The organism is Brevundimonas albigilva (assembly GCF_023503965.1).
GTDB lineage: Bacteria > Pseudomonadota > Alphaproteobacteria > Caulobacterales > Caulobacteraceae > Brevundimonas > Brevundimonas albigilva.
The window spans coordinates 2,152,914-2,176,208 of sequence record NZ_CP097298.1 but is presented as its reverse complement, the minus strand read 5'-3'; the positions used below and the strand labels follow the sequence as shown (position 1 = coordinate 2,176,208).

Here is a 23,295-nt window from a genome sequence, read left to right as displayed (position 1 = left end):
ACCCTAGTCGGAGCCCGCCATGCGCCTGAACCTTTCCCGCCGTTCGATCCTGGGCGCCTTCGGCGGCGGCCTGGCGCTGTCGCCGACCGGCCCCGCCCTGGCCCAGGCGGTGTTCGAGACCAATCCGTTCCGGTTGGGCGTCACCGCCGGCGATCCCCTGCCCGACGGCTTCGTCATCTGGACGCGGCTGGCGCCGGACCCGCTGGCCTATGGTTCGGGCATGCCGGCCGCGCCGGTGGCGGTGAAGTGGGAGGTCGCGGCCGACCGCGGCTTCGGGACCGTGGTCCGCTCGGGCGAGGCGATCGCCCGGCCCGAACTGGGCCATTCCGTCCATGTCGAGGTCGAGGGGCTGGAGCCCGCCCGCCCCTACTTCTACCGCTTCCTGTGCGGGACCGAACGGAGCGGCGTCGGCGTGGCCAAGACCGCGCCGGCCGCCGGCGCCGACCTGGCCTCGGCGCGTTTCGGCGTCGCCGGCTGCCAGAACTACGAGGCGGGCTACTACACCGCCCACCGCCACCTGGCCGCAGAGGACCTGGACTTCATCTTCTGCTACGGCGACTTCATCTACGAAGGCCGGGGCAATCCCCTCGCCCAAAGCTGGCAGGGACCCCGCGACGCGACGCGCGTGCACGCCGGCGGCGAGATCTACAGCCTGGACGACTACCGCCGCCGCTACGCCCAATATCTGATGGACACGGACCTGCAGGCCTCGCGCGGCTCGGCCGCCTGGTTCTGCACCTATGACGACCACGAGGTGGACAACAACTGGGTCGGCGACATCGACCAGGACGGCGTCCCGCCCGAGGTCTTCCTGCTGCGCCGCGCCGCCGCCATGCAGGCCTTCTACGAATTCATGCCGATGCGGAAGTCCGCCTTCCCGCGCGGCTCGGCCATGCAGCTGTACCGCCGCGCCCAGTACGGGACCCTGCTGGACGTGACCTTCCTGGACACGCGCCAGTTCCGCTCGGACCAGCCGTGCGACGACCGCTACAACGCCCATTGCGAAGGCCTGGACGCCCCGGCCGCCCAGATCCTGGGAGAGGCGCAGGAGGCCTGGCTGCTGACGAACCTGGACCGGTCGCGGGCGCGCTGGAAGGCGCTGGCCCAGCAGGTCATGGTGATGGACCTGAACCGCGACACCTCGGGCGGCTTCGGCGTCAACCCGGACAGCTGGGCCGGCTATCGCGTGCCCCGCGCGCGCCTGCTGCGTCACCTGAAGGAGCGGCGGATCGACAATGTCGTGGTCCTGACCGGCGACGAGCATCAGAACTACGCCGGCGGCCTGTGGGTCGACGGCCGCGATCCCCAGGGGCCGGCGACGGCGGTGGAGTTCGTCTCCACCTCCATCAGCTCGGGCGGCGACGGCGCCGACCGACGGGCGGACTACGACCGCTTCACCGCCGCCAACCCGCAGCTGACGTTCACCAACAACCAGCGCGGCTATGTCGTGTGCGAGGTGGCGCCCGACCGCTGGACGACGCGCTTCAAGGTGCTGGACCGGGTTTCGGAGCGCGGCGGCGCCCTGAGCACGCGCCAGACCCTGGTCGTCGAGGCCGGCTCGACCGTCCTGCACCAGGGCTGACGCCGCCCGCCGATGCATTGACCCGGGGGCGTCGGGTCTATAACGACCCGGCCGTTTGCCGTTCGCCTGATTTTGGGCCCGGATTCGGTGTAGGAGCGCGCCCATGACGACGAAGATCCTTCCGGGCGCGACAGGCGTCCTCGTGCTCGCCGATGGAACCGTGTTTCAGGGTCTCGGCGTCGGCGCGACCGGCTCGGCGCTGGGCGAGGTGGTCTTCAACACCGCCATGACCGGCTATCAGGAAATCCTGACCGATCCCTCCTACATGAGCCAGATCCTGGCCTTCACCTTCCCGCACGTCGGCAATGTCGGCGCGAACGTCGAGGACGTCGAACAGATGGGCGGGGGTTCGGACACCTCGGCGCGCGGCGCGATCTTCCGCGACGTCCCGACCGATCCGGCCAACTGGCGCGCAGACGCTGGTTTCGACGCCTGGATGAAGCGGCGCGGCGTGGTCGGCCTGGCCGGCGTCGACACCCGCGCCCTGACGAAACTGATCCGCGACAAGGGCGCGCCCCACGCCGTCATCGCCCATGATCCGAACGGGCAGTTCGACCTGGACGCCCTGGTCGCCCAGGCGCGCGACTGGACCGGCCTGGTCGGCCTGGACCTGGCCAAGCCCGCCTCCACCCTCCAGGCCTTCGAATGGAACGAGGGCGTGTGGGACTGGCCGGAAGGCTATCCGACCGTCGCCGGCGGCAAGAGCGTGGTGGTCATCGACTACGGCGTGAAGCGCAACATCCTGCGCGCCCTGGCCTCCACCGGCGCCAAGGTCACCGTAGTGCCCGCCACGACCACGGCCGAAGAGGTGCTGGCCCGCAATCCCGACGGCGTGGTCCTGTCGAACGGCCCCGGCGATCCGGCCGCGACCGGCGAATACGCCGTGCCCGAGATCAGGAAGCTGGTCGCCAGCGGCAAGCCCCTGATGGGCATCTGCCTGGGCCACCAGATGCTGGCCCTGGCCCTGGGCGCCCGGACGGTGAAGATGGATCAGGGCCACCACGGCGCCAACCATCCGGTCAAGGACCTGACCACCGGCAAGGTCGAGATCGTGTCGATGAACCACGGCTTCACCGTGGACCGCGACAGCCTGCCCGACGCCGTGACCGAAACCCACGTCAGCCTGTTCGACGGCACCAACTGCGGCATCGCCGTCAAGGACAAGCCGATCTTCAGCGTCCAGCACCACCCGGAGGCCTCTCCGGGGCCGACGGACAGCCTGTATCTGTTCGACCGCTTCGCCGAACTGATGGCGCCCGCCGTCCGGTGAGCGGCGTCGGCGCCAGATCGGCCTATCTGGGCTGGCTGGCCCAGGCGCTGAGACGTCCCACGGGCGCGCCGGACCTGTCGGTCCAGGGCGACCTCGTCCTGGGCTATGCGACCGGCTATGACGCGGCCGACATCGCGCCGTTCGTCCGCTCCCTGCGCAGCGTCTTCTCGGGCCCGGCGGCCCTGGTCGTCGATCCGCGCGACGATGTCCGGGCCCTGCTGGAAGAGGCCGGCGTCGAGGCCGTCGCGCCGCCGTGCGTGGACGGCTGGTCCCCCCATCCGGTCATGCAGCGGTTCGCCGCCTTCGATCATTTCCTGTCCCAGCGGCCCGGCGTGCGCGGGGTGCTGATCACCGATGTGCGCGACGTCGTCTTCCAGGCCCCGCCGTTCGAGCCGTCGCCGACGCGCCTTCAGGTCTTCGTCGAGGCGGATCAGCCCCTGGGCCGGCATGCCTTCAACATGAAGTACCTGACCGCCCTGGCCGGGGCGGACGTCGCGCGTCAGCTGGCCGCGGCGCCCTGCCTGTGCGTCGGCACCGTCATGGGGCCGCGCGAGGCGATGATGCGGTTCTGCCGGCTGGTCCTGACCTTGGCCGCGACCCCCGCTCGGAGATCGGCGGCGCGTTCGGGGCCGACCAGGCCGCCTGCAACCTGGCCGCCCATCTGGGGCTGATGGAGATGGACGTCGTGCCGAACTACGGCCGGGTCGCCACCCTGGGCCTGACCCCCGCGGACGGCCTGGGCCTCGTCGACGGCCGCATCGTCAATCCCGACGGCACGCGCAGCCCGATCGTGCATCAGTACGACCGCCATCCCGCCCTGCTGCAGGCGGTCCATGCGCGCTGGGGCCAGGGCTATCCGGCGCGGCGGCGCGAGCGCCCGCGCACCTCGGGCGACCGTCTGAACCGGTTGCGGGAGTCGCTGCGGCGCCGGTTGCCGGAACTGCGCTGACGCCTACGGCAGCGGGGCGAAGCTGCGCGCCTCGCGCAGGGCGCAGGCCTTCCTGACGGCCGCCGGCGCCGCGTGCAGCCAGTAGTCGGCGTCGTCGAAGCGCCGCTCGCGCCGGCGCTCGACGCCTCGCATTCGGCGCAGGGCGGCGTTTTCCAGAAGGCGCGCATGCAAAGCGCGCGGCGACAGTTCGGCGATGGCGGGAGAGCCGGGGACGGCGACGGCGTCGGGGCCTTGGGGCTCCACCGCCGGACGGGCGATGGCGATGAACATCAGGATCTCTGCTGGAAGGGAGCGCCGCTTCTGCGGCCGTCATTACGACTCGGTTAACCACACCCCTGTGGATAGTTCCCGACTGCGTTCAAAAAACGTCGCGAATCCATGACGTTACCGCCGCGATCCGGACAAAATGGTTAGCAAGACCTTAACGCCCGCCCGCGCGCGTCAGAAACGTCGCCATGTGGGAGTGGTGGTGCCGCTTGCGTGACTCGAACACGCGACCCCCTCATTACGAATGAGGTGCTCTACCGGCTGAGCTAAAGCGGCCCGGTGCGGCGGGCGAGCCCGCGCGAGAGGGGCTCTTTATACGCGTGGATCGCGCTTGCCAAGCGCCGCCTGCAAGACATCGAGCAGGGCGTCTTCGCGCGGGGCGGGGGCCACGGCAGGCGAGAGCCCCAAGGCTTGCAGGGGCGCGGCGGCGGCCGGGGAGATGGCGGCGATCACGGCGGTGGCGAACACCGCCCCGCCCGCGTTCGCCAGCGCCCGTCCGGCGCGGGGGGAATGGACCAGGACCGCGTCGAAGAGGTCGGGCGGCGCCGCCCCGTCGACCGGGCGCGATAGACCGCCACGGCCTGGACCCCGACCCCGACTGTGGCCCCGCCCCCGGCCCGGCGCACGGCGGCGGCCAGGTCGCCGACCGGCGTTTCCGCCACCGCGGCCAGGACGGGACCGGCCGCACCCGCGGCGATGCGCCGGGCCAGGGCCGCCAGGTCGCCGTCGGCCGAGTCCACCCGCGCGAAGCCGGCGTCGCGGGCGGCCTGGGCGGTGGCGTCGCCCACGGCGAAGACCGGCCGGTCGCGGCGCGCGCTGAGGCCGGCGAAGGCGGCCACGCCGTTGACGCTGGTGAAGGCCAGGGCCGCGAAGGCGTCCAGGTCCGGCAGCTCGGGCGACAGGGTCTGGATCGCCAACAGGGGACGGACCACCGGCTCCATCCCCAGGGCCAGGAGGCGCGCGGCGGTGCGGGCGGCGCCGGGCTCGGCGCGGGTGATCCAGACGCGCGGCGCCCGCGACGTCATCCGGGCAGGGTCGCCGGATCGACTTCCTGGTCGCCGGCGGCCGCGTGTATCTCGGCGCCCAGCCGCAGGCCCAGTTCGCGGGCGGCGGCCAGGGCCTCGGCCGACGCCAGGTCTTCGCCCGCCGCGATCTGGCCGACGCGCCGCCAGCGGGCGGAACCGTCCGGGCTCAGCATCTCGGCGGTCAGATGCAGCACGCCGTCGGCCAGGCGCGCATGGGCGCCCACGGCGGTGCGGCAGCTGCCCTCCAGCGCGGTCATGGCGCCCCGCTCGGCGGCGACGGCGAGGGCGGAGGGGGCGTGGTTCAGGGCGGCCGCCCACGCGGCGTCGACGTCGGCGACGCGGGTCTGGATGGCCAGCGCCCCCTGCCCCGGCGCCGGCAGGAAGGCGTCGGGCGACAGGGTCTGGCGAATGGCCGCATCCACGCCCAGCCGCCGCATGCCCGAAACCGCGAGAAGGATGGCGTCGAAGTCGCCCTCCGCCGCGCGGCGCAGGCGCGTGTCGATATTGCCGCGCAGCATCTCGATTTTCAGGTCGGGGCGCAGCGCCAGGGCCTGGGCCTGACGGCGCAGGCTGGCGGTGCCCAGGCGCGCGCCCATCGGCAGGTCCTGGAAGGCGGCGACGTCGCGGCTGACGAAGGCGTCGCGGGCGTCCTCGCGCTCGGGGATGGCGGCGATGCACAGGCCGTCGGGCTGTTCGGCGGGAACGTCCTTCATCGAGTGGACGGCGATGTCGACGCGCCCGTCCAGCAGCGCCTCCTCGATCTCCTTGGTGAACAGCGCCTTGCCGCCCAGCTCCAGCAGTCGGCGGTCCTGGATGCGGTCGCCGGTGGTGACGATCTCGACCAGGGGCACGGCGGTCTCGACCTCGTCGTCGGGCACGCCCAGGGCGGCGGCGATGGCGCGCTGCATCATGCCGGACTGGGCCAGCGCCAGCTTGGAGCGGCGGGTGCCGATGCGGAGGGGAAGGGTCATGATCGTTGCGCGCCGGTCGCCGGGTCGCTACCTCGACCCGATGGAGATGTCCGCCGACTATAGCAGCGACGCCGCAGCGGCAACCGGACGGGATGTCCGCCCCCTGACGGTGCTGGGCCTGGAGACCAGCTGCGACGAGACCGCCGCCTCGGTGGTGCGGCTGCATCCGTCGGCGCGGGGCGGCCGGGCCGAGGTGCTGTCCTCGATCGTGCACAGCCAGATCGACGACCATGCGGCCTATGGCGGCGTGGTGCCCGAGATCGCCGCGCGCAGCCATGTGGAGATGATCGACGGCGTCGCCCGCCGCGCGATGGCGCAGGCGGGACTGGACCATGCAGACCTGGACGGGGTGGCGGCGACGGCGGGGCCGGGCCTGGTCGGCGGGGTCATGGTCGGCCTGGGCTACGGCAAGGCGGTCAGCCTGGCCCGCGGCCTGCCGCTGGTCGCGGTGAACCATCTGGAAGGCCATGCGGTTTCCGCCCGGCTGGGAGCCGAGGTCGCCTATCCCTTCCTGCTGCTGCTGGTCTCGGGCGGGCACTGCCAGATCCTGGAGGTGCGCGGCGTGGGCGACATGAGGCGCATCGGCGCCACCATCGACGACGCCGCCGGAGAGGCCTTCGACAAGATCGCCAAGGCCCTGGGCCTGGGCTATCCGGGCGGGCCGGCGCTGGAGCGGCTGGCGCAAACGGGCGACGGCTCGACGATCGACCTGCCCCGCGCCCTGCTGGGCCGCAAGGACTGCGACTTCTCCTTCTCAGGCCTGAAGACCGCCGCCTTCCGCGTCGCCCAGACCTGCGAGACGGAGCAGGACAAGGCCGACCTGGCCGACGCCGTCCAGGCCGCCATCGCCCGGCAGCTGTCGGAACGGTCCGAACGGGCGATGCAGGCCTATGCCGAAACCCACGACCATCGGCTGTTCGTGGTCGCGGGCGGGGTGGCCGCCAACAAGACGATCCGGCGCACGCTGGAGGCGACGGCGACGCGACACGGCTTCGACTTCCTGGCGCCGCCGATGGCCTATTGCACGGACAACGCCGCCATGATCGCCCTGGCCGGGGCCGAGCGGCTGGCGCTGGGGCTGACCAGCGACATCGACGTCGTCGCCCGGCCGCGATGGCCGCTGGACGAAGCGCGCGCCTTGTCCGATCCTTCGCACCGAACCGGGCGCAAGGGCGCAAAGGCTTGACCGTCAACAAAGGCTTGGGAGGGCCCATGGAATTCCGCACGGCGGGTGTGATCGGCGCGGGCGCCTGGGGCACGGCCCTGGCCCAGGTCTGCGCGCGGGCGGGGCTGGCGGTGACGCTTCAGGCGCGCGAGGCCGAGGTGATCGACAGCATCGCCGCGCGGCGCGTCAACGAGGCCTTCCTGCCCGGGGTGGAACTGGATCCCGCCATCCGCGCCACGTCCGACATGGCCGAGCTGGCGGGTTGCGACCTGATCCTGGCCGTGCCGCCGGCCCAGCACATGCGCGCCACCCTGGCGGCCTTCGCGCCCCATGCGCGACCCGAGGTTCCGATCGTCCTCTGCTCCAAGGGAATCGAGCGCGGCTCCCTGAAGCTGATGACCGACGTGCTGTCCGAGACCCTGCCCGAGGCGACCGCCGCCGTCCTGTCCGGGCCCAGCTTCGCCGCCGAGGTGGCGCGCGGCCTGCCCTCCGCCGTCACCCTGGCCTGCGCCGACGGCGCCCTGGGCGAGGCGCTGTTGAACACCCTGTCGGCGCCGGCCTTCCGGCCCTATCTGGCGACCGACCTGATCGGCGCCGAGGCGGGCGGCGCGTTGAAGAACGTCCTGGCCATCGCCTGCGGGATCGTGGAGGGCCGCCAACTGGGCCGCAGCGCCCATGCGGCGGTCATCACGCGCGGCTTCGCCGAGATGACGCGCCTGGCGGTGGCCCTGGGCGGCGAGGCCGAGACGGTGGCGGGCCTGTGCGGCCTGGGCGATCTGGTCCTGACCTGCTCCAGCCCGCAATCGCGCAACATGAGCCTGGGCCTGGCCCTGGGCCAGGGGCAGAGCGTCGAACAGGCCCTGGCCGGCAAGCGGTCGGTGGCCGAGGGCTATGAGAGCGCGCCGGCCGTCCGCGACCTGGCCGCGCGCCTGGGCGTGGAGATGCCCATCGCCGAGATCACCGCCGCCCTGCTGGCCGGAGAGACGACGGTCGACGGCGCCATCGAGGCCCTGCTGTCGCGTCCGCTGAAGGCCGAACGGATTTGACGGATGCGCCCGCCGCGCCCGCCGAGCGCCCGCGCGTCTGGAAGACCCCGCCGGGCGTGGCCCTGTGCGCCGAGGACGACATCGCCGATCCGGGCTCGCGCGGCTTCGTGCTGCAGATCGGCGAGGCCTTCTTCCACGGCTTCGTGGTGCGAAAGGACGGCCAGGTCGCCGGCTGGATCGACCGCTGCCCCCACGCGGGCTTTCCCCTGGCGATAGAGCTGGACCGCTATCTGACGCCCGACGCCGCCCTGATCCTGTGCGGATGGCACGGGGCGGTGTTCGAACCCCTGACCGGCGAATGCCGGGGCGGACCGTGCGCGGGGGGACGGCTGACGCCGTGGCCGGTCGCGGCCTCGGGCGGGGTGATCCGCACGGCCTGACTTCACGCGCCGCTTCTAGGCCGCCTCCCGGGCGCGCCAGTGGTCGAGCCGGTTCAGGAAGACGGCCGGATCCTTGGGCGTCACCAGGTTGGACGGGTCGTGGAAGATGCGGTCGTGCAGCCGCGTCAGGGTGAAGCGCAGCGCCGCCGCCTCGCCCAGCCGCGGCAGGGCCTGGCGTTCGGCCTCGCTCAGCGGCCGCACGGCCTCGTAGCCGCGCTGGAAGGCGGCCAGGGCGTCCGGCGTCGCCCGCCCGTCCGCATCGAACCCCCAGGCCGACAGGGCGATGGCCAGGTCATAGGCCAGGGCGCCGGTGCAGCCGAAATAGAAGTCGATAACGCCCGACACGGCGCCGTCCTCGAACAGGACGTTGTCGGGAAAATAGTCGGCATGGATCGCGCCGGTCGGCAGGTCGTCGGCGAACGGATCGCCCAGCCGCGCCAGGGCGCCTTCCACCCGGTCCAGCAGCAGCCGGTCCTCGCCCGAGGCGCCGACGGCGCAGCGGTCGGCCAGGCGGCGCCAGGCCGGCGGCCCCACCGGATTGCTCCTGCGGCCCGCATAGCCCTCGGCCGCCTGGTGCAGGCGGGCCAGGACGGCGCCGGCGGCGGCTTGGTCGGCCGGCGACGGCTGGCGCAGCCAGGCGCCGGTCTTCCATTCGATCACCGCGGCCGCGCGCCCGTTCAGCCGCCCCAGCCAGCCCCGGACCGATCCGCCACCGGCCGCGGTGCGGGAAAGCCCCGATCGGCCAGATGCGCCGTCAGCCCCAGGCAGAAGGGCAGCGACGCCTCGTCCGTGCGCCCCTCAAACAGGGTCAGGACGAAGCGGCCGCGATCGGTCTCCAGCCGGTAGTTGGTGTTCTCCACCCCCTCGGCGATGGGCGCCAGTTCGACCGCCCGGCCCAGTTCGTAGCCGGCCAGCCAGGTTTGCGCCTGATCGAGGGTGACGGGGGTGAAGACGGCCATACGCTAGTTTAGCCCGGCGTCGGCGCGGCGCGCGCGCACGATCTCGGCCAGGTCCGCCATGATGCTCTCGGTGGTGGCCCAGCGTCCGGCGCCCCGGCCGCGGCAGCGCCATACCCGTCCGTCGGCGTTCCAGACCTTCAGCGCATTGCCCTCGCCGCTCAGGCTGGAGAACAGCGGATCGCCGTGGTCGGCCGTCAGCCGCACCGACGGCTCCAGCGCCGCGCCGTCGCGGCGGCAGGCGCCGATCTGGCGCACGCCCGGCGCGGCCTCCGTCTGGTCCGACAGATGGTCGCGCGGAACGGCATCGGCGTCGGGCGAGACGCCGAACGCCTCATAGGCCAGCAGGCGCACCTTGGCGGCGGCGTCCAGCCCCTCCAGGTCGGCGGACGGGTCCTCCTCGGCGAAGCCGGCGGCGCGGGCGTCGGCCAGGGCCTCGGCGAAGGCGGCGCCGTCGACCAGCCGCTCCAGCATGAAGTTGACCGTGCCGTTCAGCACCGCCTCGAAGCCGGCCACCTCGCCGGCGGCGCGGGCCGCGCGCACCGTCTCGATCATCGGCGAGCCGCCGCCGACCGAGGCCGACCAGAACACCCGCCGCCCCTTCTGATAGGCCAGGGCCTGCAGCCCGGCCGGATCGCGGCTGACCGCCTGCTTGTTGGCGCTGGCCACGTCGCAGCCGGCCTCCAGGGCCTTGCGGATCAGGGCGTGGCCGGCCTCGCCCTCCGACAGGGCCTCCAGCACGATGTCAGGTTTTCTTGACAACAGGACGTCGGCGTCGGCGGTGAACAGATCGGGCGGACAGGGCACGTCGCGGGGCTTGTCCGGGTTGCGCACCAGCACGCCGACCACGTCGTACCGGGGGTCGTTCAGCAGCCGGCCCAGGACGCCGCCGCCGACCACGCCGCAGCCCGCGACCGCCACCTTCAGCGGCGGCAGGGCCGGGGCCGGTCCGGGCGGGGCCGACTTCTGACCGATCACCGTGCCGTCGGCGCGGTCCAAGGCCGCCACCTCGATCTCCACGCCGCGTTGTTCGCCCAGGTCGATGGCGTCGTGCTGAACCAGGGCGCCGCCCAGCTTGCGCGCGACATCCCACGACGCCCGGCGATAGCGCAGGGCCGGGGCGGTGTTGTCGTTGGGATCGTGGTCGTAGAGGCCGTCCACGTCCTTGACCAGCCGCACCCGGTTCAGCCCCAGCTCCGCCGCCAGGAACACCGCCGTCAGGTCCGATCCGCCCCGCCCCAGCAGGGCGACCCGGCCATCGGGGCGCACCGCGCCGAAGCCGGGGACCACCACCACCTCGTGCCGGTCCAGCGCCTGTTTCAGGTGATCGGCCCGAAGCCCGCACGGCCGCGCGTGCTCGGGCTCGCCCTCCGCCACGATGCCCAGTTCGCGCACCGACAGGGCGCAGGCGTCCAGGCCCACCCGGTCGCAGGCCACCGCCGTCAGCGCGGCCGACTTCTCCTCGCCCAGGGCGACATAGCCCGGCAGCAGGGCGTTGGAATGGGGCAGGCCCAGCGCCCGGCCTCGGCCAGCAGGCGGTCGGTCGCCCCGGCGAAGGCGGACACCACCGCCACCACCTTGCGGCCCGCCCGGACGTGGCCGTAGCAGGCCGAGGCCACCAGCGGCGCGTCGTCCGGGCTGCGAAGGATGGAACTGCCGAACTTCAGCACCACGACTTCGGGCGCGGCCTGCACGGCGGGTTTGGGCTTGGGCGCGTCGGGATTTTCGACCAGGGCGAGGGAGGCGGACATCGGGGTTTCTCGGATTTTTCGGTGAAGGGCGTGGGGTGAAAAGAAAAACCCCGCCAGGCGGACCGGGCGGGGTTCGGGTTCTGCGGGGCCGGATTTCGGCGCGCTAAACTCGTCCCGCCCGCGAGGGCATGGTGGTGGTGGTCATACCGGTGCCGATAATCATGCCGAAGCGCGTCGCGGCGAGGCCGGCGACGGCGAGGGTTTCGGCGATGATCGAGCGCTGGAGCACAGGGCGGGATCCGGTTGAAATCTTGCCTCAGGGTGATGCAGGTCGATGCAGGGCGTCAAGCCCCTCTGCACGATTTTTTCATCTGGAGCGGTTTATGGTCCGTTTCGGACAGTCTGGCGCGAAGGCGCGGGGCTGATTGGGTTGAATTTTTCTCTTGACGAAAGCCGCCGCCTGCACCATCCCTAAAAGCACTCATCAAGACCGGCTGAGGGATTAGGCCCTTTGACGCCGGGGCAACCATCGGGTTCCGCCCGAAACGGTGCCAACTCCTGCGGGGTCCCCTGGGCCGCGAGAGATGAGTGGAGCATCGACGAGGCGATGCCCCACGATCTGTCACCGTATCGAGCCTTGCTGAGCGAGACGATGCGGAAGACGATTGATGACCCTGGCTGAAACATCCCTGCTCGAAGAGCCCCTCTGTCGGTCCCAGCCGACCGAAACGCCCGTGCGCGCGCCCGCTCTGCCGGTTCGCGAACGGGGCGGCGCCCGCGACGTCGTCGTTCCCCTTCCCGCCGATTTCCGCCTGGCCTCGGGCGAAAAGCTGAACCAGTCCAGCATCGTCGGCCGCGTCCACGGCCGCGCCGGCGCCCCGTCGTGGTGGTCGCGGGCGGCATTTCGGCCGGACGCTTCGTGCATCGCACCGAGACCAACGGCCTGGGCTGGTGGTCGGGCGCCGTGTCGGTGCGCGGCCCGATCGACCTGTCGCGCTTCCAGGTCCTGTCGTTCGACTTCGCCCCCGGCTCCGAGCCCGAGCCCGGCGTCCCGGCCGCGCCCGTCACCATCACCACCCAGGACCAGGCGCGCCTGCTGGCCCTGCTGCTGGATCACCAGAAGGTCCAGCGCGTCGCCGCCTTCGTCGGCTGCTCCTACGGCGGCATGGTCGCCCTGGCCTTCGCGGAGCTGTTCCCCGACCGGGCCGACCAGTTGATCGTCGTCTCGGCCGCCCACCGGGCCCATCCGCAGGCGACGGCCTGGCGCGGCATCCAGCGCCGCATCCTGCAGTTCGCGGTCGCCGCCGGCCGCCCGGAAGAGGGCGTCGCCCTGGCCCGCGAGCTGGCCATGACCACCTATCGCACCGCGGAAGAGTTCGACGACCGTTTCGACAGCGCCGCCCCCGCCGCCGCCGGCGACAACTATCCGGTCTGCGATTATCTGACGGCGCGGGGCCAGGCCTACCGCACCCACACCACCCCGGCCCGCTGGCTGTCGATGTCGGATTCGATCGACCGCCACAGCGTGACGCCCGAGGCCATCTCGACCCCCGTCACCCTGATCGGCTTCACCTCCGACCGGTTGGTGCCGATCGACGACATGCGCGAGCTGGCCGCCCGCCTGCCGACCCTGTGGCGCTTCGTCGAGGCGCCCTCTCTCTACGGCCACGACGCCTTTCTGAAGGAGGACGCCTTTGTCGGCGACATCCTCCGCACCGCCTTCAAGGACATCAAAGCATGACCCGCTTCGCCTCCCCGCACACGATCGCCGCCCGCACGGGCGTGGATTCGGACACGGCGCACGGCGCGGTCATGCCGCCGCTGTATATCTGTCGTCCAACTATTCCTTCGCCGGCTTCGAGCAGAAGCGGAAGTACGACTACAGCCGCTCGGGCAATCCGACCCGCGACGTCCTGGCCGAAACCCTGGCCGAACTGGAGGGCGGCGCCGGCTGCGTCATCACCGCCACCGGCATGGCCGCGGTCGACCTGCCGCTGGCCCTGCTGGAGCCCGGCGACCTGCTGATCGCGCCGCACGATTGCTATGGCGGCACCTGTCGCCTGCTGAACGCCCGCGCCAGGAAGGGCCATTTCGAACTGCTGCTGGTCGATCAGGGCGACCCCGCCGCGCTGGAAGCGGCCCTGGCGCTGAAGCCCAAGCTGGTCCTGGTCGAAACGCCGTCCAACCCCCTGCTGCGCCTGGTCGACGTGGCCGACATCTGCACCCGCGCCCATGCGGCCGGGGCCAAGGTGGTGTGCGACAACACCTTCCTGTCGCCGGCGCTGCAGAACCCGATCAAGCTGGGCGCCGACTTCGTCGTCCATTCGACGACCAAGTTCATCAACGGCCACTCCGACGTGGTGGGCGGCGCCGTCGTCTCGGCCGATGCGGCGGATCACGAACAGCTGGCCTGGTGGGCCAACTGCACCGGCGTGACCGGCTCGCCGTTCGACGCCTATCTGACCCTGCGCGGCGTGCGCACCCTGTTCGCCCGCATCGAGCGCCAGCAGGCGACCGCCGGCCGCATCGCCGAACTGCTGGACGCCCACCCGGCGGTCAAGGCGGTCTGCTATCCTGGCCTGAAGTCGCACCCGAACCACGCCCTGGTCGCCGCCCAGCAGGCCGGGCCGGGCGCCATGCTCAGCTTCGAACTGGCCGGCGGGATCGGGGCCGTGCGCGATCTGGTCGAAAGCCTGGAGATCTTCACCCTGGCGGAATCGCTGGGCGGGGTCGAAAGCCTGATCGCCCACCCGGCCACCATGACCCACGCCGCCATGACGCCGGAGCAGCGGGCCACCGCCGGCATCGGCGACGGCCTGGTGCGGCTGTCGGTCGGGCTGGAGCATGTCGAGGACCTGATCGCCGACCTGATCCCGGCGCTGGACGCCCTGGTCGACCAGCCCGAGGCCGCCGCGGCGTAATTTCCTCTTGCGGAGAACCGCGAACCGGGGCAAATGCGCCGCCCCGGCCGCGGTCCCTTCGTCTATCGGTTAGGACGTCAGGTTTTCAACCTGAAAAGAGGGGTTCGATTCCCCTAGGGACTGCCAAATCGGGAGTTCGCCGCTGAATACGTCGTGCCATATGCTGCGCCGTTGCGTGGCCAGACCTGCTATAGGCACGCTCAGGTTTAACGGAGGCGTTCGTCCCTCGCCAATGCCTTGGCGGCGCGCCGATCAGCGCGAACCATTATCTCCGCTAAGACCTTGTCTTGCGCTTGGCGTGATCGCCATTAGAGGAGCGGACGTTGATCGCCGCATTTAGATTTCTACTCGCCGTATCGTCGCTGATTCTGGGCGTCGCGTGGTCGGTAGTTTCAATTTTTTCTCATAATGATGGCGGTGTGTTCGGCAAAATACTAAATATAGTTCTTGGACTTTCCATATTATTTTTTGTTTACAAGATTAATCTATATTCAGTTGTCGCGCTCTCCAGATGGATCGCATCTCGAAAAGACAAGATTTAACAGCTTATTGGAAATTGGGGCCCCCAAATCCATGAGTGAGGCGGACGTATGAGGCCCGACGCAGTCGACCTCTTGATACGAACGACCTCGATTCCCTAGCGACCGCCACCGGCGCCTCCGCCCCTCGTCAGCGCTGATCGCCCGCCGGGGTCTGGCCTTCGGGGGCCGTGACGCGGAAGGTGGCGACGGGTCCGCCCTGGGCCGAGGGCGCGACCCAGACGTCGAACAGCCCCGGCTCCACCACCGATTCCAGATCGGCGTTGATGAAGGTCAGCTGCGACGGCCGCAGGTCGAAAGCGACGCGCGCCGACTGGCCGGGCTGCAACAGCACCGCCTTGAAATCCTTCAGCAACCGCCCCGGCTGGGTCAGGCTGGCCACCCGGTCGTGGACATACAGCTGCACCGTCTCCTCGGCCGCCCGCGCGCCGCGGTTGGTCACCGTCACGGCCACCTCCAGCGTGCCGTTCAGCGGCAGTTCCGGCGCGCTCAGCTCGACCGCGCCATATTCGATCCGGCCGTAGGTCAGGCCGTGGCCGAACGGATAGAGGGCGGTGTTGGGCGTCTCGCGATAGCGGGCCTTGTACTCCTCCTCCTCCAGGTTCGGATCGGCGGGACGGCCGGTGTTCTTGCGGTCGTAATAGAAGGGCTGCTGGCCCGAACGCCGGGGAAAGCTGACCGGCAGGCGCCCTGACGGCCCGAAGTCGCCGAACAGGATGTCGGCGATCCCGCGCCCGGTCTCGCTGCCCAGGAACCAGGTCACCAGGATCGCCTGGGCGTTGCGCACCGCCCCGCTCAGCGCCAGGGCGCGGCCGTTCTTCAGCACCACCACCACCGGCTTGCCGACGGCCGCGACCGCCTCGGCCAGCTGCTGCTGCGCCTCGGGCACGACGATGTCGGTGCGCGACTGGGCCTCGCCCGACATCCGCTGGCTCTCGCCGATGGCCAGGACCACGACGTCCGCCGCGCGCGCGGCCGCGACGGCGGCGTCGATCCCGCCGTCCAGCGCCCCCTCCACGCCCGAACCGCGCGTCACCGTCAGCAGCGACGGATCGGCCATCGCCTCGCGCAGCCCGACGTCCAGCGCCACCCGCCGGCTCTCGTCGCCCCAGATGGTCCACGGCCCGAACACATTGTCCACGTCGTCGGCGAACGGCCCGATCAGGGCGATCCTCTGGCCGGCCTTGCTCAGCGGCAGAAGGTCGCCGTCGTTCTTCAGCATGACGATGGATTCGCGCGCCGCCTCTCGCGCCAGGGCGTAGTGGGCCTGCGATCCCACCATGGCCTGCTCGCGCACCGGGTCCGTGCCGCGGTAGGGATCGTCGAACAGGCCCAGCGCGGCCTTGGTCCTCAGCACCCGGCGCACCGCCTGGTCCACCCGCGCCATCGGCACGGCGCCGGAGCGCACCAGTTCCGGTATGTGCTGCAGGAACAGGCCCGAGACCATGCTGACGTCCACCCCGGCCATGATCGCCAGGCGCGTGGCGTCGCGACCGTCTTCGGCGAAGCCGTGGGCCACCAGCTCCTGCTCGGAGGTGTAGTCCGACAGCACGAAGCCCTGGAAGTTCCAGTCGTCCCGAAGGATCTCGGTCAGCAGCTCGTGATTGGCCGAGGCCGGCACGCCGTTGACGTCGTTGAAGGCGCTCATGATCGCCAGGCAGCCGGCGTCCACCGCCGCCTTGAACGGCGGCAGGAAGACCCCGCGCAGCGTCTGCTCGCTCATGTCGGTGGTGTTGTATTCCACCCCGCCGATGGCGGCGGAATAGCCGGCCATGTGCTTGGCGGTGGCCAGGATGGCGTCGGGATGGTCCAGCCCCTCGTCCCCCTGGAAGCCGCGCACGCGCGCGGCGGCCAGAAGGTTGTTCAGGGTCCCGCGTCCTCGCCGGCGCCCTCGACCACCCGGCCCCAGCGCTGGTCGCGGGCGACGTCGACCATCGGCGCATAGGTCTGGTGCACGCCCGACGCCGCCAGCTCCAGCGCGGCGGCCTGGGCCGTGCGCCGCGCCAGTTCGGGATTGAAGGCCGCCGCCTCGGCCAGCGGCACGGGAAACACCGTCTTCAGCCCGTGGATCACGTCGGCGGCGAACAGCAGCGGTATGCCCAGCCGGCTCTCCTCCACCGCCACGCGCTGGATGGTCCGGCCCATGGCCGCGCCGACGCCGTTGAACAGCGACCCGACCTGGCCGGCCCGGATCATCGCCGTGACCCGGCCCGGATCGCCCTGGCCGTCCAGTGGATTGACGTTCTGCGGCCGCCAGCGGAACGGATCGGCCAGCAGGTTCAGCTGGCCGGCCTTCTCGTCGATCGTCATGCGCGCGATCAGATCCTCGATCCGGGCGGCGTGACGCTCGACGGCCGAGGGCTGGGCCGAATGAGGGGAGCGGGCGGTCTGGGCGAACGCGGACATGGCCGGGCCTCCAACGCCCATGATCGTCATCAGGCTGAGGCCGGACAGGACGCCGCGTCTGGAGGGCGCGGCCCTGAGGGGTCGGGTCGAACTCATGGGGCTCCGTGGCGATCGGCGATCTTCCCCCTCGCCTTGTCCCAAGGCCTAGCCTTGGCGCCCCCGCCCCGTCCAGCCCCGATTGCGTCGCGCGGCGACGCGCGGGCGGCTATCCCAGGGCGATATCCAGGAACATCATCCCGACCAGTCCGATCATCAGGCCGATCATCGAGCCTTCGCCCTTGGCGCGCCCGCGCGTCTCGGGAATGATCTCGGCGGTGACGACATAGATCATCGCCCCGGCGGCCAGGCCCAGGCCCCACGGCAGCGCGCCCGGCAGCAGCCCCACGACGCTGGCCCCGATCAGGCCCCCGATCGGCTCCACCAGGCCCGACGCCGTGGCCGCCGCGAAGGCCGGCCAGCGGCCGTAGCCCAGGCTGGCCATGGCCGCCGACACGGCCAGGCCCTCGGGCATGTTCTGGATGCCGATGCCCAGCGCGGTCGCCAGGCCCTGGTTCATGTCGCCGCCGCCGAAGCTGACGCCCATGGCCGCCCCCTCGGGGAAGTTGTGCAGGGTGATGGCGATGATGAACAGCCAGATGCGCCGCGCCAGATCGCGCGACCCGGCCGGACCGATCGCCAGCATGTCGACCGGCGCGAACCGGTTCAAAAGGCCGATCACCGTCGCGCCGATCAGCACCGCCGCGGCCATGGCGGCGGCGGCCGTTCCCTTGCCGGCGCCCCCGTCCTGGAGCACCGCCACGCCGGGGATGACCAACGAGAAGAACGAGGCCGCCAGCATCACCCCCGCGGCGAAGCCCAGCAGGACGCGCTGGGTCTGTTCGCCGGGCCGCCGGAAGAACAGCATGGGCACGGCGCCCAGCGCCGTCATCATGCCCGCCGCCAGGCTGCCCAGGGCGCCCAGGGCGATCGGAGAGAGGGTTTCCATCATGTCCCCTGCTGTGACCGGACCGCGCCGATGAGACAAGTCGGCAATATCGCGTTACAAGGGCGCAGATGTCCGCCGCAACGCCCTCCGCCGCCCGAACACCCGATCACACCGCCGCCTCCGCCCTCGCCGCCGCGCGGCGCATCGTCGTCAAGATCGGTTCGTCGCTGCTGATCGACCCGGCCTCGCGCGGGGTCGCGCGCGAATGGCTGACGGCGCTGGCGACCGAGCTGGCGGCCTTCCGCCGCGACGGGCGCGAGGTGATCGTGGTCTTTTCCGGTTCGGTCGCCCTGGGCCGGGGCCGCCTGGGCGACATCGGCCGGCGCGTCCACGACAAGCAGGCCGCCGCCGCCGTGGGCCAGTCCCTGCTGATGGCCGCCTGGCAGGAAGTGTTCCAGCCGCACGGCCTGACGGTCGGCCAGGTGCTGCTGACGCGCGACGACACCGAACGCCGCCGCCGCTGGCTGAACGGGCGCGCCACCATCGAGGTGTTGCTGGCCCACAACGTCATTCCCATGGTCAACGAGAACGACACCGTCTCGACCGAGGAAATCCGCTACGGCGACAACGACCGGCTGGCCGCCCGCGCGGCCCAGCTGACCCACGCGGACCTGCTGATCCTGCTGTCGGACGTCGACGGCCTCTACACCGCCGACCCGCGCCGCGACCCGTCGGCCCGGCACCTGCCCCTGATCGAGGAGTTGACGCCGGAAATCCTGGCGATGGCGGGCGGGGCCAACGCCTCGGCCGGGGTCGGCACCGGCGGCATGGCCACCAAGCTGAAGGCGGCCCAGATCGCGCGTTCGGCCGGTTGCGCCACGGTGATCGCGTCGGGCCAGACCATCGCGCCGCTGAGCGCCATCCGCCAGGGGGCGCGCGCCACCCTGATCGACGCGCCCGACAGCCCGATGGCGGCCTACAAGCAGTGGATCGCGGGCAGCCTGGCGCCCGCCGGCGAGCTGAAGCTGGACGCCGGCGCCGTGGCCGCCCTGCGCAAGGGCAAGAGCCTGCTGCCGGCGGGCGTGACCGCCGTGATCGGCGACTTCGCCAAGGGCGACTGCGTTCAGATCACCGACCCGGACGGCGCCGTGATCGGGGTGGGCCTGGCCGCCTATCCCGCCGACGAAGCCTTCCGCATTCGCGGACGGCGCAGCGACGAGATCCAGTTGCTGCTCGGCCACCGCGGCCCCGCCGCATTGATACACAGAGACGACCTGGTGCTGGACAAGCGATGACCGACCTGACGACCGCCATGACGGACCTGGGCCGCCGGGCCCGCGCCGCCGCCTCGGCCCTGCGCCAGGCCCCGGCCGACGCGCGCACCCGCGCCTTGACCCTGCTGTCCGAAAAGCTGGGCGCCGCCCAGGACGACCTGCTGGCCGCCAACGCCCGCGACGTCGAGGCCGCCCGCGCCAACGGCATGAGCGAGGCCCTGCTGGACCGTCTGACCCTGACGCCGGCCCGCGTCGCCGGCATGGTCGAGGCTGTCGCCGTCATCGCCGCCGTGCCCGACCCCCTGGGCGTCGAGACCGAGCGCTGGACCCCCGCCAACGGCCTGGACATCGCCCGCGTCCGCACCCCCATCGGCGTGCTGGGCGTCATCTACGAAAGCCGGCCCAACGTCACCGCCGACGCCGCCGCCCTGTGCATCCGTTCGGGCAACGCCGCCATCCTGCGCTGCGGTTCGGACTGCCTGCAATCGTCCCTGGCCATCGCCGGGGTCGTCGCCGAGGCCCTGTCCGAAGCGGGCCTGCCCGCCGACGCCGTCCAGCTGGTCGACACCCCCGACCGGGCGGCCGTGGGCCTGATGCTGGCCGGTCTGGACGGAGCCATCGACGTCATCGTCCCGCGCGGCGGCAAGAGCCTGGTCGCCCGCGTCCAGGCCGAGGCGCGCACCGCCGTGCTCAGCCACCTGGAGGGGCTGAACCACACCTATCTGCACCGGGCCGCCGATCCCGACGCGGCGCGCGCCATCGCGGTCAACGCCAAGATGCGGCGCACCTCGGTCTGCGGCGCCACCGAGACCCTGCTGGTGGATCGCGCCGCGGCCGAAAGCCTGCTGCCGGCCGTGGCCGCCGACCTGATCGCCGCCGGCTGCGAACTGCGCGGCGACGAGGCCGCCCGCGCCCTGGTGCCCGAGATGACGCCCGCGACCGAGGCGGACTGGACCACCGAATATCTGGCCCCGATCCTGGCCGTGCGGGTGGTCGACGACCTGGACGCCGCGACCGACCACATCGCCCGCTACGGCTCGGGCCACACCGAGGCCATCGTCACCGCCGACCCCGAGGCGGCCGAGCGGTTCGCCGCCCAGGTCGACAGCGCCATCGTCCTGGTCAACGCCTCGACCCAGTTCGCCGACGGCGGCGAGTTCGGATTCGGCGGAGAGATCGGCATCTCGACCAACCGCCTGCACGCCCGCGGCCCCGTCGGCGCCGAGCAGCTGACGACCTATAAATACGTCGTCCGCGGCCAGGGCCAGATCAGGCCGTGACAGCAGGAAGCCGGAGACGTCTCCGCCTCCGGCTCCTCGCCGTCTACCTCATCCGGGCCTCAAGCCGCGCCAAGCGCGATAGGCCCATAGGAGAGCCTAGGCTCTACCTTCGGGCAGAGCATAGGCGATCACATAGTCGCCTTCCGGCGTCTCCATGAAGTGGTGGCCGCCCGCCATGATGACCAGGTATTCGCGGCCGTTCTGCTCATAGATCATCGGATTGGCCTGGCCGCCCGCGGGCAGGACGTCGGACCAGACGGTCTTGCCGGTCTCGATGTCGATGGCGCGGATCAGGTCGTCGGTGGCCGCGGCGATGAAGATCAGGCCGCTGGCCGTCACCACGGCGCCGCCGTTGTTGGGGGTGCCGATCTCCAGCGGCAGCATCGAGGGGATGCCCCACGGGCCGTTCTTGCGCGCCGTGCCGAACGGACGGTCCCACAGGGTCTGGCCGGTCCGCATGTCGATGGCGGTGATGCCGCCATAGGGGGGCCCTTGCACAGCAGGCCCGTCCACTTCACGCGCCAGCCGGCGTTGACGTCGATGGCGTAGGGCACGCCGATCTGCGGGTCGCCGGCGCCTTCGCCCTTGGACAGGCTGCCGCCGCGTTCGGCCGCCTGCTTCTGCTGGGCGATGTAGCGCGGGTCGTCGCGCGGGAACCAGCCCTTCTCGTTGGCCTCGGCGCGCGGCACCAGCCGGTTGTAGTTGGGCATGTCGTTGTAGTTGGCCACGATCACGCCGCGCACCGGATCGACCGCCACGCCGCCCCAGTCCGAGCCGCCGTTATAGCCCGGATAGTTGATGTAGTGGTTGGTCGAGGGCGGGGTGTAATAGCCTTGATAGTTCGCCTTCTTGAAGTTGATGCGGCAGAACATCTGGTCGATCGGGGACATGCCCCACATGTCGGCCTCGACCAGGTTCGGCTTCCTCAGGGTGGCGAACAGCGAGAAGGGCTGGGTCGGCGAGCGCTGGCCCTGTTCGGTCCCGCCGGTCGTCGGCACGGGCCGTTCCTCCACGCGGTGCAGCAACTGGCCGTTGGCGCGGTTGAAGACGTACATGTCGCCCTGCTTGGTCGGCACCAGCAGCGCCGGGACCACGCCCGCCGCCGTGGGGAAGTCGATCAGCGTCGCCTGCGAGCCGTGGTCGAAGTCCCACACGTCGTTGTGGACGGTCTGATAGTGCCACCGCGGCTTTCCGGTCGTCACGTCCAGCGCGACGATCGAGGTCGAATACTGCTTCTCCAGCGGGCGGCGCGAACTGGACCAGTAGTCGGCCGCGGAGTTGCCCATCGGCAGATAGACCAGGCCCAGGTTTTCATCGACCGAGGCGGTCGTCCACATGTTGGGCGTGCCCGGCGTATAGGTCTCGCCCTCCGGCGGCAGGCCGTTGCGGTCGGGCCGCATCATGTCCCAGGCGAAGCGCAGCTCGCCCGTCTCCACGTCGAAGCCCTGGATCACGCCCGAGGCGTTCCACCGCTTCTGGCCGTCCAGCACCTGGTGGCCCGTGACGATGACGCCGCGCACGATGACGGGCGCCGAGGTGATCGACACCATGCCCGGATAGGGATCGCCCATGCCGACCTTGATGCTGACGGCGCCGTTCTGGCCGAAGGCCGGGCACGGACGGCCCGTGCGGGCGTCCACGGCGATGATCCGCCCGTCCAGCGTGCCTTCGATGATCTTGATGGCGCAGGGTTCGGCCGGATTGGCGTTCGCCCGGGCGTGATAGGCCACGCCGCGGCAGGCGGCGGTGTAGGGGATCTGGTCGTCGGCGACCTGGGGATCATAGGTCCACTTCTGCTGGCCCGTATTGGCGTCCAGGGCGAACAGCTTGTTGCGGGCCGAGCACAGATAGACGGTGTCGCCGACCTTCAGCGGCGTGGTCTCCGCCCCCCATCGCTCGCCCGGCAGGTCGCCGGTGCGGAAGGTCCAGGCGCGCTCAAGCCGGCCGACGTTGTCCTTGTTGATCTGGGTCAGCGGGGTGTAGCGCTGGGCGCTGTCGGTGCCGCCCCAGGCGGGCCAGTCCGCGCCCGTCTTCAGCAGGGCGGGATCGTTGTAGGCGCCGCGCGCGCCCGGCACCGGATGGTCCACCTGGGCCTTGTTGGCCTGGGCGATCACGACGCCGAAGATCAGGGTCAGCACCGCCAGGCCCGCCGCCGATCCGGCCGCCAGCCGGCCCGCGCCGCGACGCAGCGCCGGCAGGGTCGCGATGACCAGGAACATCAGCACCAGCGGCCCGACCAGGCGCGGCACCAGGGCCCAGCCGTTCAGACCCTTTTCCCAGAAGGCCCAGATCAGCGTCGCCAGGAAGGTCGCGCCGTAGATCCACGCCCCGCGCACGTCGCGCAGGATCAGCAGCACGCCCGACGCGATCAGCGCCAGGCCCGCGATCAGATAGTACCAGGAGCCGCCCAGGGTCGCGAGCTGCACTCCGCCGACGGTCAGGATCAGGCCGATCACGGCGAGCAAGACGCCGAGAAGCAGCGTCAGCCAGCCCCCAGACCGGTTGGCGTTGTCCATCGTGGCATGAGAGCCCCCTGAAACTGCTGATCAAGGAACGGCAACGCTCGCTGCCATAGGGAGTTCCAGATTGTCGCAGGCGGGAACCAAAAACTCTGTTGCGCTGCACACCGCCCCGTCAGCATCTTTTGA

23 protein-coding genes, 2 tRNA genes, 1 pseudogene and 1 riboswitch are annotated in these 23,295 nt (G+C 71.3%); of the genes and pseudogenes, 12 read left to right on the top strand and 14 right to left on the bottom strand.

Going from position 1 to position 23,295, the window contains the following annotated elements:
* Positions 1-19: 19 nt before the first annotated feature.
* The 4 genes from MU852_RS11575 to MU852_RS11560 all read left to right on the top strand — a co-directional run bounded on the left by MU852_RS11575 (position 20) and on the right by MU852_RS11560 (position 3,801).
* Positions 20-1,582: an alkaline phosphatase D family protein gene (locus tag MU852_RS11575; RefSeq protein WP_249749700.1), complete on the top strand. Its 1,563-nt coding sequence runs from the start codon at positions 20-22 to the stop codon at positions 1,580-1,582.
* Positions 1,583-1,685: 103 nt separating this feature from the next.
* Positions 1,686-2,852, top strand: a complete 1,167-nt coding sequence (gene carA, locus MU852_RS11570) for a glutamine-hydrolyzing carbamoyl-phosphate synthase small subunit (RefSeq protein ID WP_249749699.1) — start codon at positions 1,686-1,688, stop codon at positions 2,850-2,852.
* A complete protein-coding gene (locus MU852_RS11565; protein ID WP_249749698.1) occupies positions 2,849-3,523 on the top strand; it encodes a hypothetical protein in 675 nt (224 codons plus the stop codon). Before carA ends, MU852_RS11565 begins: the two co-directional genes overlap by 4 nt.
* Positions 3,523-3,801 (top strand): hypothetical protein, encoded by a 279-nt coding sequence (locus MU852_RS11560; RefSeq protein WP_249749697.1) that lies wholly within the window; start codon positions 3,523-3,525, stop codon positions 3,799-3,801. Before MU852_RS11565 ends, MU852_RS11560 begins: the two co-directional genes overlap by 1 nt.
* Positions 3,802-3,804: 3 nt before the next feature.
* Here MU852_RS11560 and MU852_RS11555 read toward each other — a convergent pair whose 3' ends face one another.
* The 4 genes from MU852_RS11555 to hemC form a co-directional block, all read right to left on the bottom strand.
* On the bottom strand, positions 3,805-4,071 hold the full coding sequence (locus MU852_RS11555; protein ID WP_249749696.1) for a hypothetical protein: 267 nt from the start codon (positions 4,069-4,071) through the stop codon (positions 3,805-3,807).
* A 197-nt stretch (positions 4,072-4,268) separates the two neighbouring features.
* Positions 4,269-4,344, bottom strand: a tRNA-Thr gene (locus MU852_RS11550).
* Positions 4,345-4,517: 173 nt separating this feature from the next.
* Positions 4,518-5,093, bottom strand: a complete 576-nt coding sequence (locus MU852_RS11545; protein WP_249749695.1) for a uroporphyrinogen-III synthase — start codon at positions 5,091-5,093, stop codon at positions 4,518-4,520.
* Positions 5,090-6,064, bottom strand: a complete 975-nt coding sequence (hemC, locus tag MU852_RS11540) for a hydroxymethylbilane synthase (RefSeq protein ID WP_249749694.1) — start codon at positions 6,062-6,064, stop codon at positions 5,090-5,092. Before hemC ends, MU852_RS11545 begins: the two co-directional genes overlap by 4 nt.
* A 46-nt stretch (positions 6,065-6,110) precedes the next feature.
* On the opposite strand from hemC, the gene tsaD reads away from it, so the two are divergent.
* Genes tsaD through MU852_RS11525 form a run of 3 tightly spaced genes read left to right on the top strand, consistent with a single transcriptional unit; the run spans position 6,111 to position 8,655 of the window.
* Positions 6,111-7,250, top strand: a complete 1,140-nt coding sequence (gene tsaD / locus MU852_RS11535) for a tRNA (adenosine(37)-N6)-threonylcarbamoyltransferase complex transferase subunit TsaD (protein ID WP_249751941.1) — start codon at positions 6,111-6,113, stop codon at positions 7,248-7,250.
* A gap of 26 nt (positions 7,251-7,276) precedes the next feature.
* Positions 7,277-8,275 (top strand): NAD(P)H-dependent glycerol-3-phosphate dehydrogenase, encoded by a 999-nt coding sequence (locus MU852_RS11530; protein WP_249749693.1) that lies wholly within the window; start codon positions 7,277-7,279, stop codon positions 8,273-8,275.
* Positions 8,272-8,655 (top strand): Rieske (2Fe-2S) protein, encoded by a 384-nt coding sequence (locus tag MU852_RS11525; RefSeq protein WP_249749692.1) that lies wholly within the window; start codon positions 8,272-8,274, stop codon positions 8,653-8,655. Before MU852_RS11530 ends, MU852_RS11525 begins: the two co-directional genes overlap by 4 nt.
* A 15-nt stretch (positions 8,656-8,670) precedes the next feature.
* Here the strand turns inward: MU852_RS11525 and MU852_RS11520 are convergent, their stop codons facing one another.
* From MU852_RS11520 to MU852_RS17455, 5 genes are all read right to left on the bottom strand, one after another.
* Positions 8,671-9,315, bottom strand: coding sequence for a phosphotransferase (locus tag MU852_RS11520; RefSeq protein WP_283843607.1), 645 nt, complete (start codon positions 9,313-9,315; stop codon positions 8,671-8,673).
* A gap of 17 nt (positions 9,316-9,332) precedes the next feature.
* Positions 9,333-9,614: a phosphotransferase gene (locus MU852_RS17460; protein ID WP_283843606.1), complete on the bottom strand. Its 282-nt coding sequence runs from the start codon at positions 9,612-9,614 to the stop codon at positions 9,333-9,335.
* 3 nt (positions 9,615-9,617) lie between these two features.
* A complete protein-coding gene (locus MU852_RS11515) occupies positions 9,618-11,033 on the bottom strand; it encodes an amino acid kinase family protein (RefSeq protein WP_249749691.1) in 1,416 nt (471 codons plus the stop codon).
* A gap of 20 nt (positions 11,034-11,053) precedes the next feature.
* Positions 11,054-11,362 carry an amino acid kinase family protein gene (locus MU852_RS11510; RefSeq protein ID WP_249749690.1) on the bottom strand — a complete coding sequence of 103 codons (309 nt, stop codon included), beginning with the start codon at positions 11,360-11,362 and terminating at the stop codon, positions 11,054-11,056.
* A 103-nt stretch (positions 11,363-11,465) separates the two neighbouring features.
* A complete protein-coding gene (locus MU852_RS17455) occupies positions 11,466-11,591 on the bottom strand; it encodes a hypothetical protein (RefSeq protein WP_283843605.1) in 126 nt (41 codons plus the stop codon).
* Positions 11,592-11,780: 189 nt separating this feature from the next.
* A riboswitch (SAM riboswitch) is annotated at positions 11,781-11,893 on the top strand.
* Between the two features lie 292 nt (positions 11,894-12,185).
* Here MU852_RS17455 and metX point away from each other — a divergent pair.
* The 3 genes from metX (at position 12,186) to MU852_RS11495 (ending at position 14,349) form a co-directional block, all read left to right on the top strand.
* Positions 12,186-13,043 carry a homoserine O-succinyltransferase MetX gene (metX, locus tag MU852_RS11505; RefSeq protein WP_249749689.1) on the top strand — a complete coding sequence of 286 codons (858 nt, stop codon included), beginning with the start codon at positions 12,186-12,188 and terminating at the stop codon, positions 13,041-13,043.
* On the top strand, positions 12,997-14,223 hold the full coding sequence (gene metB, locus MU852_RS11500) for a cystathionine gamma-synthase (protein ID WP_249749688.1): 1,227 nt from the start codon (positions 12,997-12,999) through the stop codon (positions 14,221-14,223). Before metX ends, metB begins: the two co-directional genes overlap by 47 nt.
* Before the next feature lie 51 nt (positions 14,224-14,274).
* Positions 14,275-14,349 (top strand) — tRNA-Glu (locus tag MU852_RS11495).
* Positions 14,350-14,892: 543 nt separating this feature from the next.
* Here the strand turns inward: MU852_RS11495 and MU852_RS17450 are convergent.
* From MU852_RS17450 to MU852_RS11480, 3 genes are all read right to left on the bottom strand, one after another.
* A complete protein-coding gene (locus tag MU852_RS17450) occupies positions 14,893-16,602 on the bottom strand; it encodes a glycoside hydrolase family 3 C-terminal domain-containing protein (protein WP_283843604.1) in 1,710 nt (569 codons plus the stop codon).
* A 23-nt stretch (positions 16,603-16,625) separates the two neighbouring features.
* On the bottom strand, positions 16,626-17,168 hold the full coding sequence (locus MU852_RS17445) for a glycoside hydrolase family 3 N-terminal domain-containing protein (protein ID WP_283843603.1): 543 nt from the start codon (positions 17,166-17,168) through the stop codon (positions 16,626-16,628).
* Positions 17,169-17,373: 205 nt separating this feature from the next.
* The gene (locus tag MU852_RS11480; RefSeq protein WP_249749687.1) at positions 17,374-18,156 is read right to left on the bottom strand and encodes a ZIP family metal transporter; all 783 of its coding nucleotides are present in this window, start codon (positions 18,154-18,156) and stop codon (positions 17,374-17,376) included.
* 65 nt (positions 18,157-18,221) lie between these two features.
* On the opposite strand from MU852_RS11480, the gene proB reads away from it, so the two are divergent.
* Entirely contained in the window at positions 18,222-19,388 is a 1,167-nt protein-coding gene (gene proB / locus MU852_RS11475; protein ID WP_249749686.1) for a glutamate 5-kinase, read from the top strand.
* The gene (locus tag MU852_RS11470; protein WP_249749685.1) at positions 19,385-20,647 is read left to right on the top strand and encodes a glutamate-5-semialdehyde dehydrogenase; all 1,263 of its coding nucleotides are present in this window, start codon (positions 19,385-19,387) and stop codon (positions 20,645-20,647) included. Before proB ends, MU852_RS11470 begins: the two co-directional genes overlap by 4 nt.
* A gap of 96 nt (positions 20,648-20,743) precedes the next feature.
* Here the strand turns inward: MU852_RS11470 and MU852_RS11465 are convergent, their stop codons facing one another.
* Positions 20,744-21,160 carry an outer membrane protein assembly factor BamB family protein gene (locus tag MU852_RS11465; RefSeq protein WP_488225924.1) on the bottom strand — a complete coding sequence of 139 codons (417 nt, stop codon included), beginning with the start codon at positions 21,158-21,160 and terminating at the stop codon, positions 20,744-20,746.
* A 188-nt stretch (positions 21,161-21,348) separates the two neighbouring features.
* Positions 21,349-22,866: pseudogene (locus MU852_RS11460) on the bottom strand (outer membrane protein assembly factor BamB family protein); the annotation flags it as partial.
* Positions 22,867-23,295 lie beyond the last annotated feature (429 nt).

Bases quoted from the DNA above. Each gene is read 5' to 3' on its own strand.
- MU852_RS11575 (WP_249749700.1), top strand. From the start codon at position 20: ATGCGCCTGAACCTTTCCCGCCGTTCGATCCTGGGCGCCTTCGGCGGC.
- carA (WP_249749699.1), top strand. From the start codon at position 1,686: ATGACGACGAAGATCCTTCCGGGCGCGACAGGCGTCCTCGTGCTCGCC.
- MU852_RS11560 (WP_249749697.1), top strand. From the start codon at position 3,523: ATGGAGATGGACGTCGTGCCGAACTACGGCCGGGTCGCCACCCTGGGC.
- MU852_RS11555 (WP_249749696.1), bottom strand. From the start codon at position 4,071: ATGTTCATCGCCATCGCCCGTCCGGCGGTGGAGCCCCAAGGCCCCGAC.
- MU852_RS11545 (WP_249749695.1), bottom strand. From the start codon at position 5,093: ATGACGTCGCGGGCGCCGCGCGTCTGGATCACCCGCGCCGAGCCCGGC.
- hemC (WP_249749694.1), bottom strand. From the start codon at position 6,064: ATGACCCTTCCCCTCCGCATCGGCACCCGCCGCTCCAAGCTGGCGCTG.
- tsaD (WP_249751941.1), top strand. From the start codon at position 6,111: ATGTCCGCCGACTATAGCAGCGACGCCGCAGCGGCAACCGGACGGGAT.
- MU852_RS11530 (WP_249749693.1), top strand. From the start codon at position 7,277: ATGGAATTCCGCACGGCGGGTGTGATCGGCGCGGGCGCCTGGGGCACG.
- MU852_RS17460 (WP_283843606.1), bottom strand. From the start codon at position 9,614: ATGGCCGTCTTCACCCCCGTCACCCTCGATCAGGCGCAAACCTGGCTG.
- MU852_RS11510 (WP_249749690.1), bottom strand. From the start codon at position 11,362: ATGTCCGCCTCCCTCGCCCTGGTCGAAAATCCCGACGCGCCCAAGCCC.
- MU852_RS17445 (WP_283843603.1), bottom strand. From the start codon at position 17,168: ATGTCCGCGTTCGCCCAGACCGCCCGCTCCCCTCATTCGGCCCAGCCC.
- MU852_RS11480 (WP_249749687.1), bottom strand. From the start codon at position 18,156: ATGATGGAAACCCTCTCTCCGATCGCCCTGGGCGCCCTGGGCAGCCTG.
- proB (WP_249749686.1), top strand. From the start codon at position 18,222: ATGTCCGCCGCAACGCCCTCCGCCGCCCGAACACCCGATCACACCGCC.
- MU852_RS11470 (WP_249749685.1), top strand. From the start codon at position 19,385: ATGACCGACCTGACGACCGCCATGACGGACCTGGGCCGCCGGGCCCGC.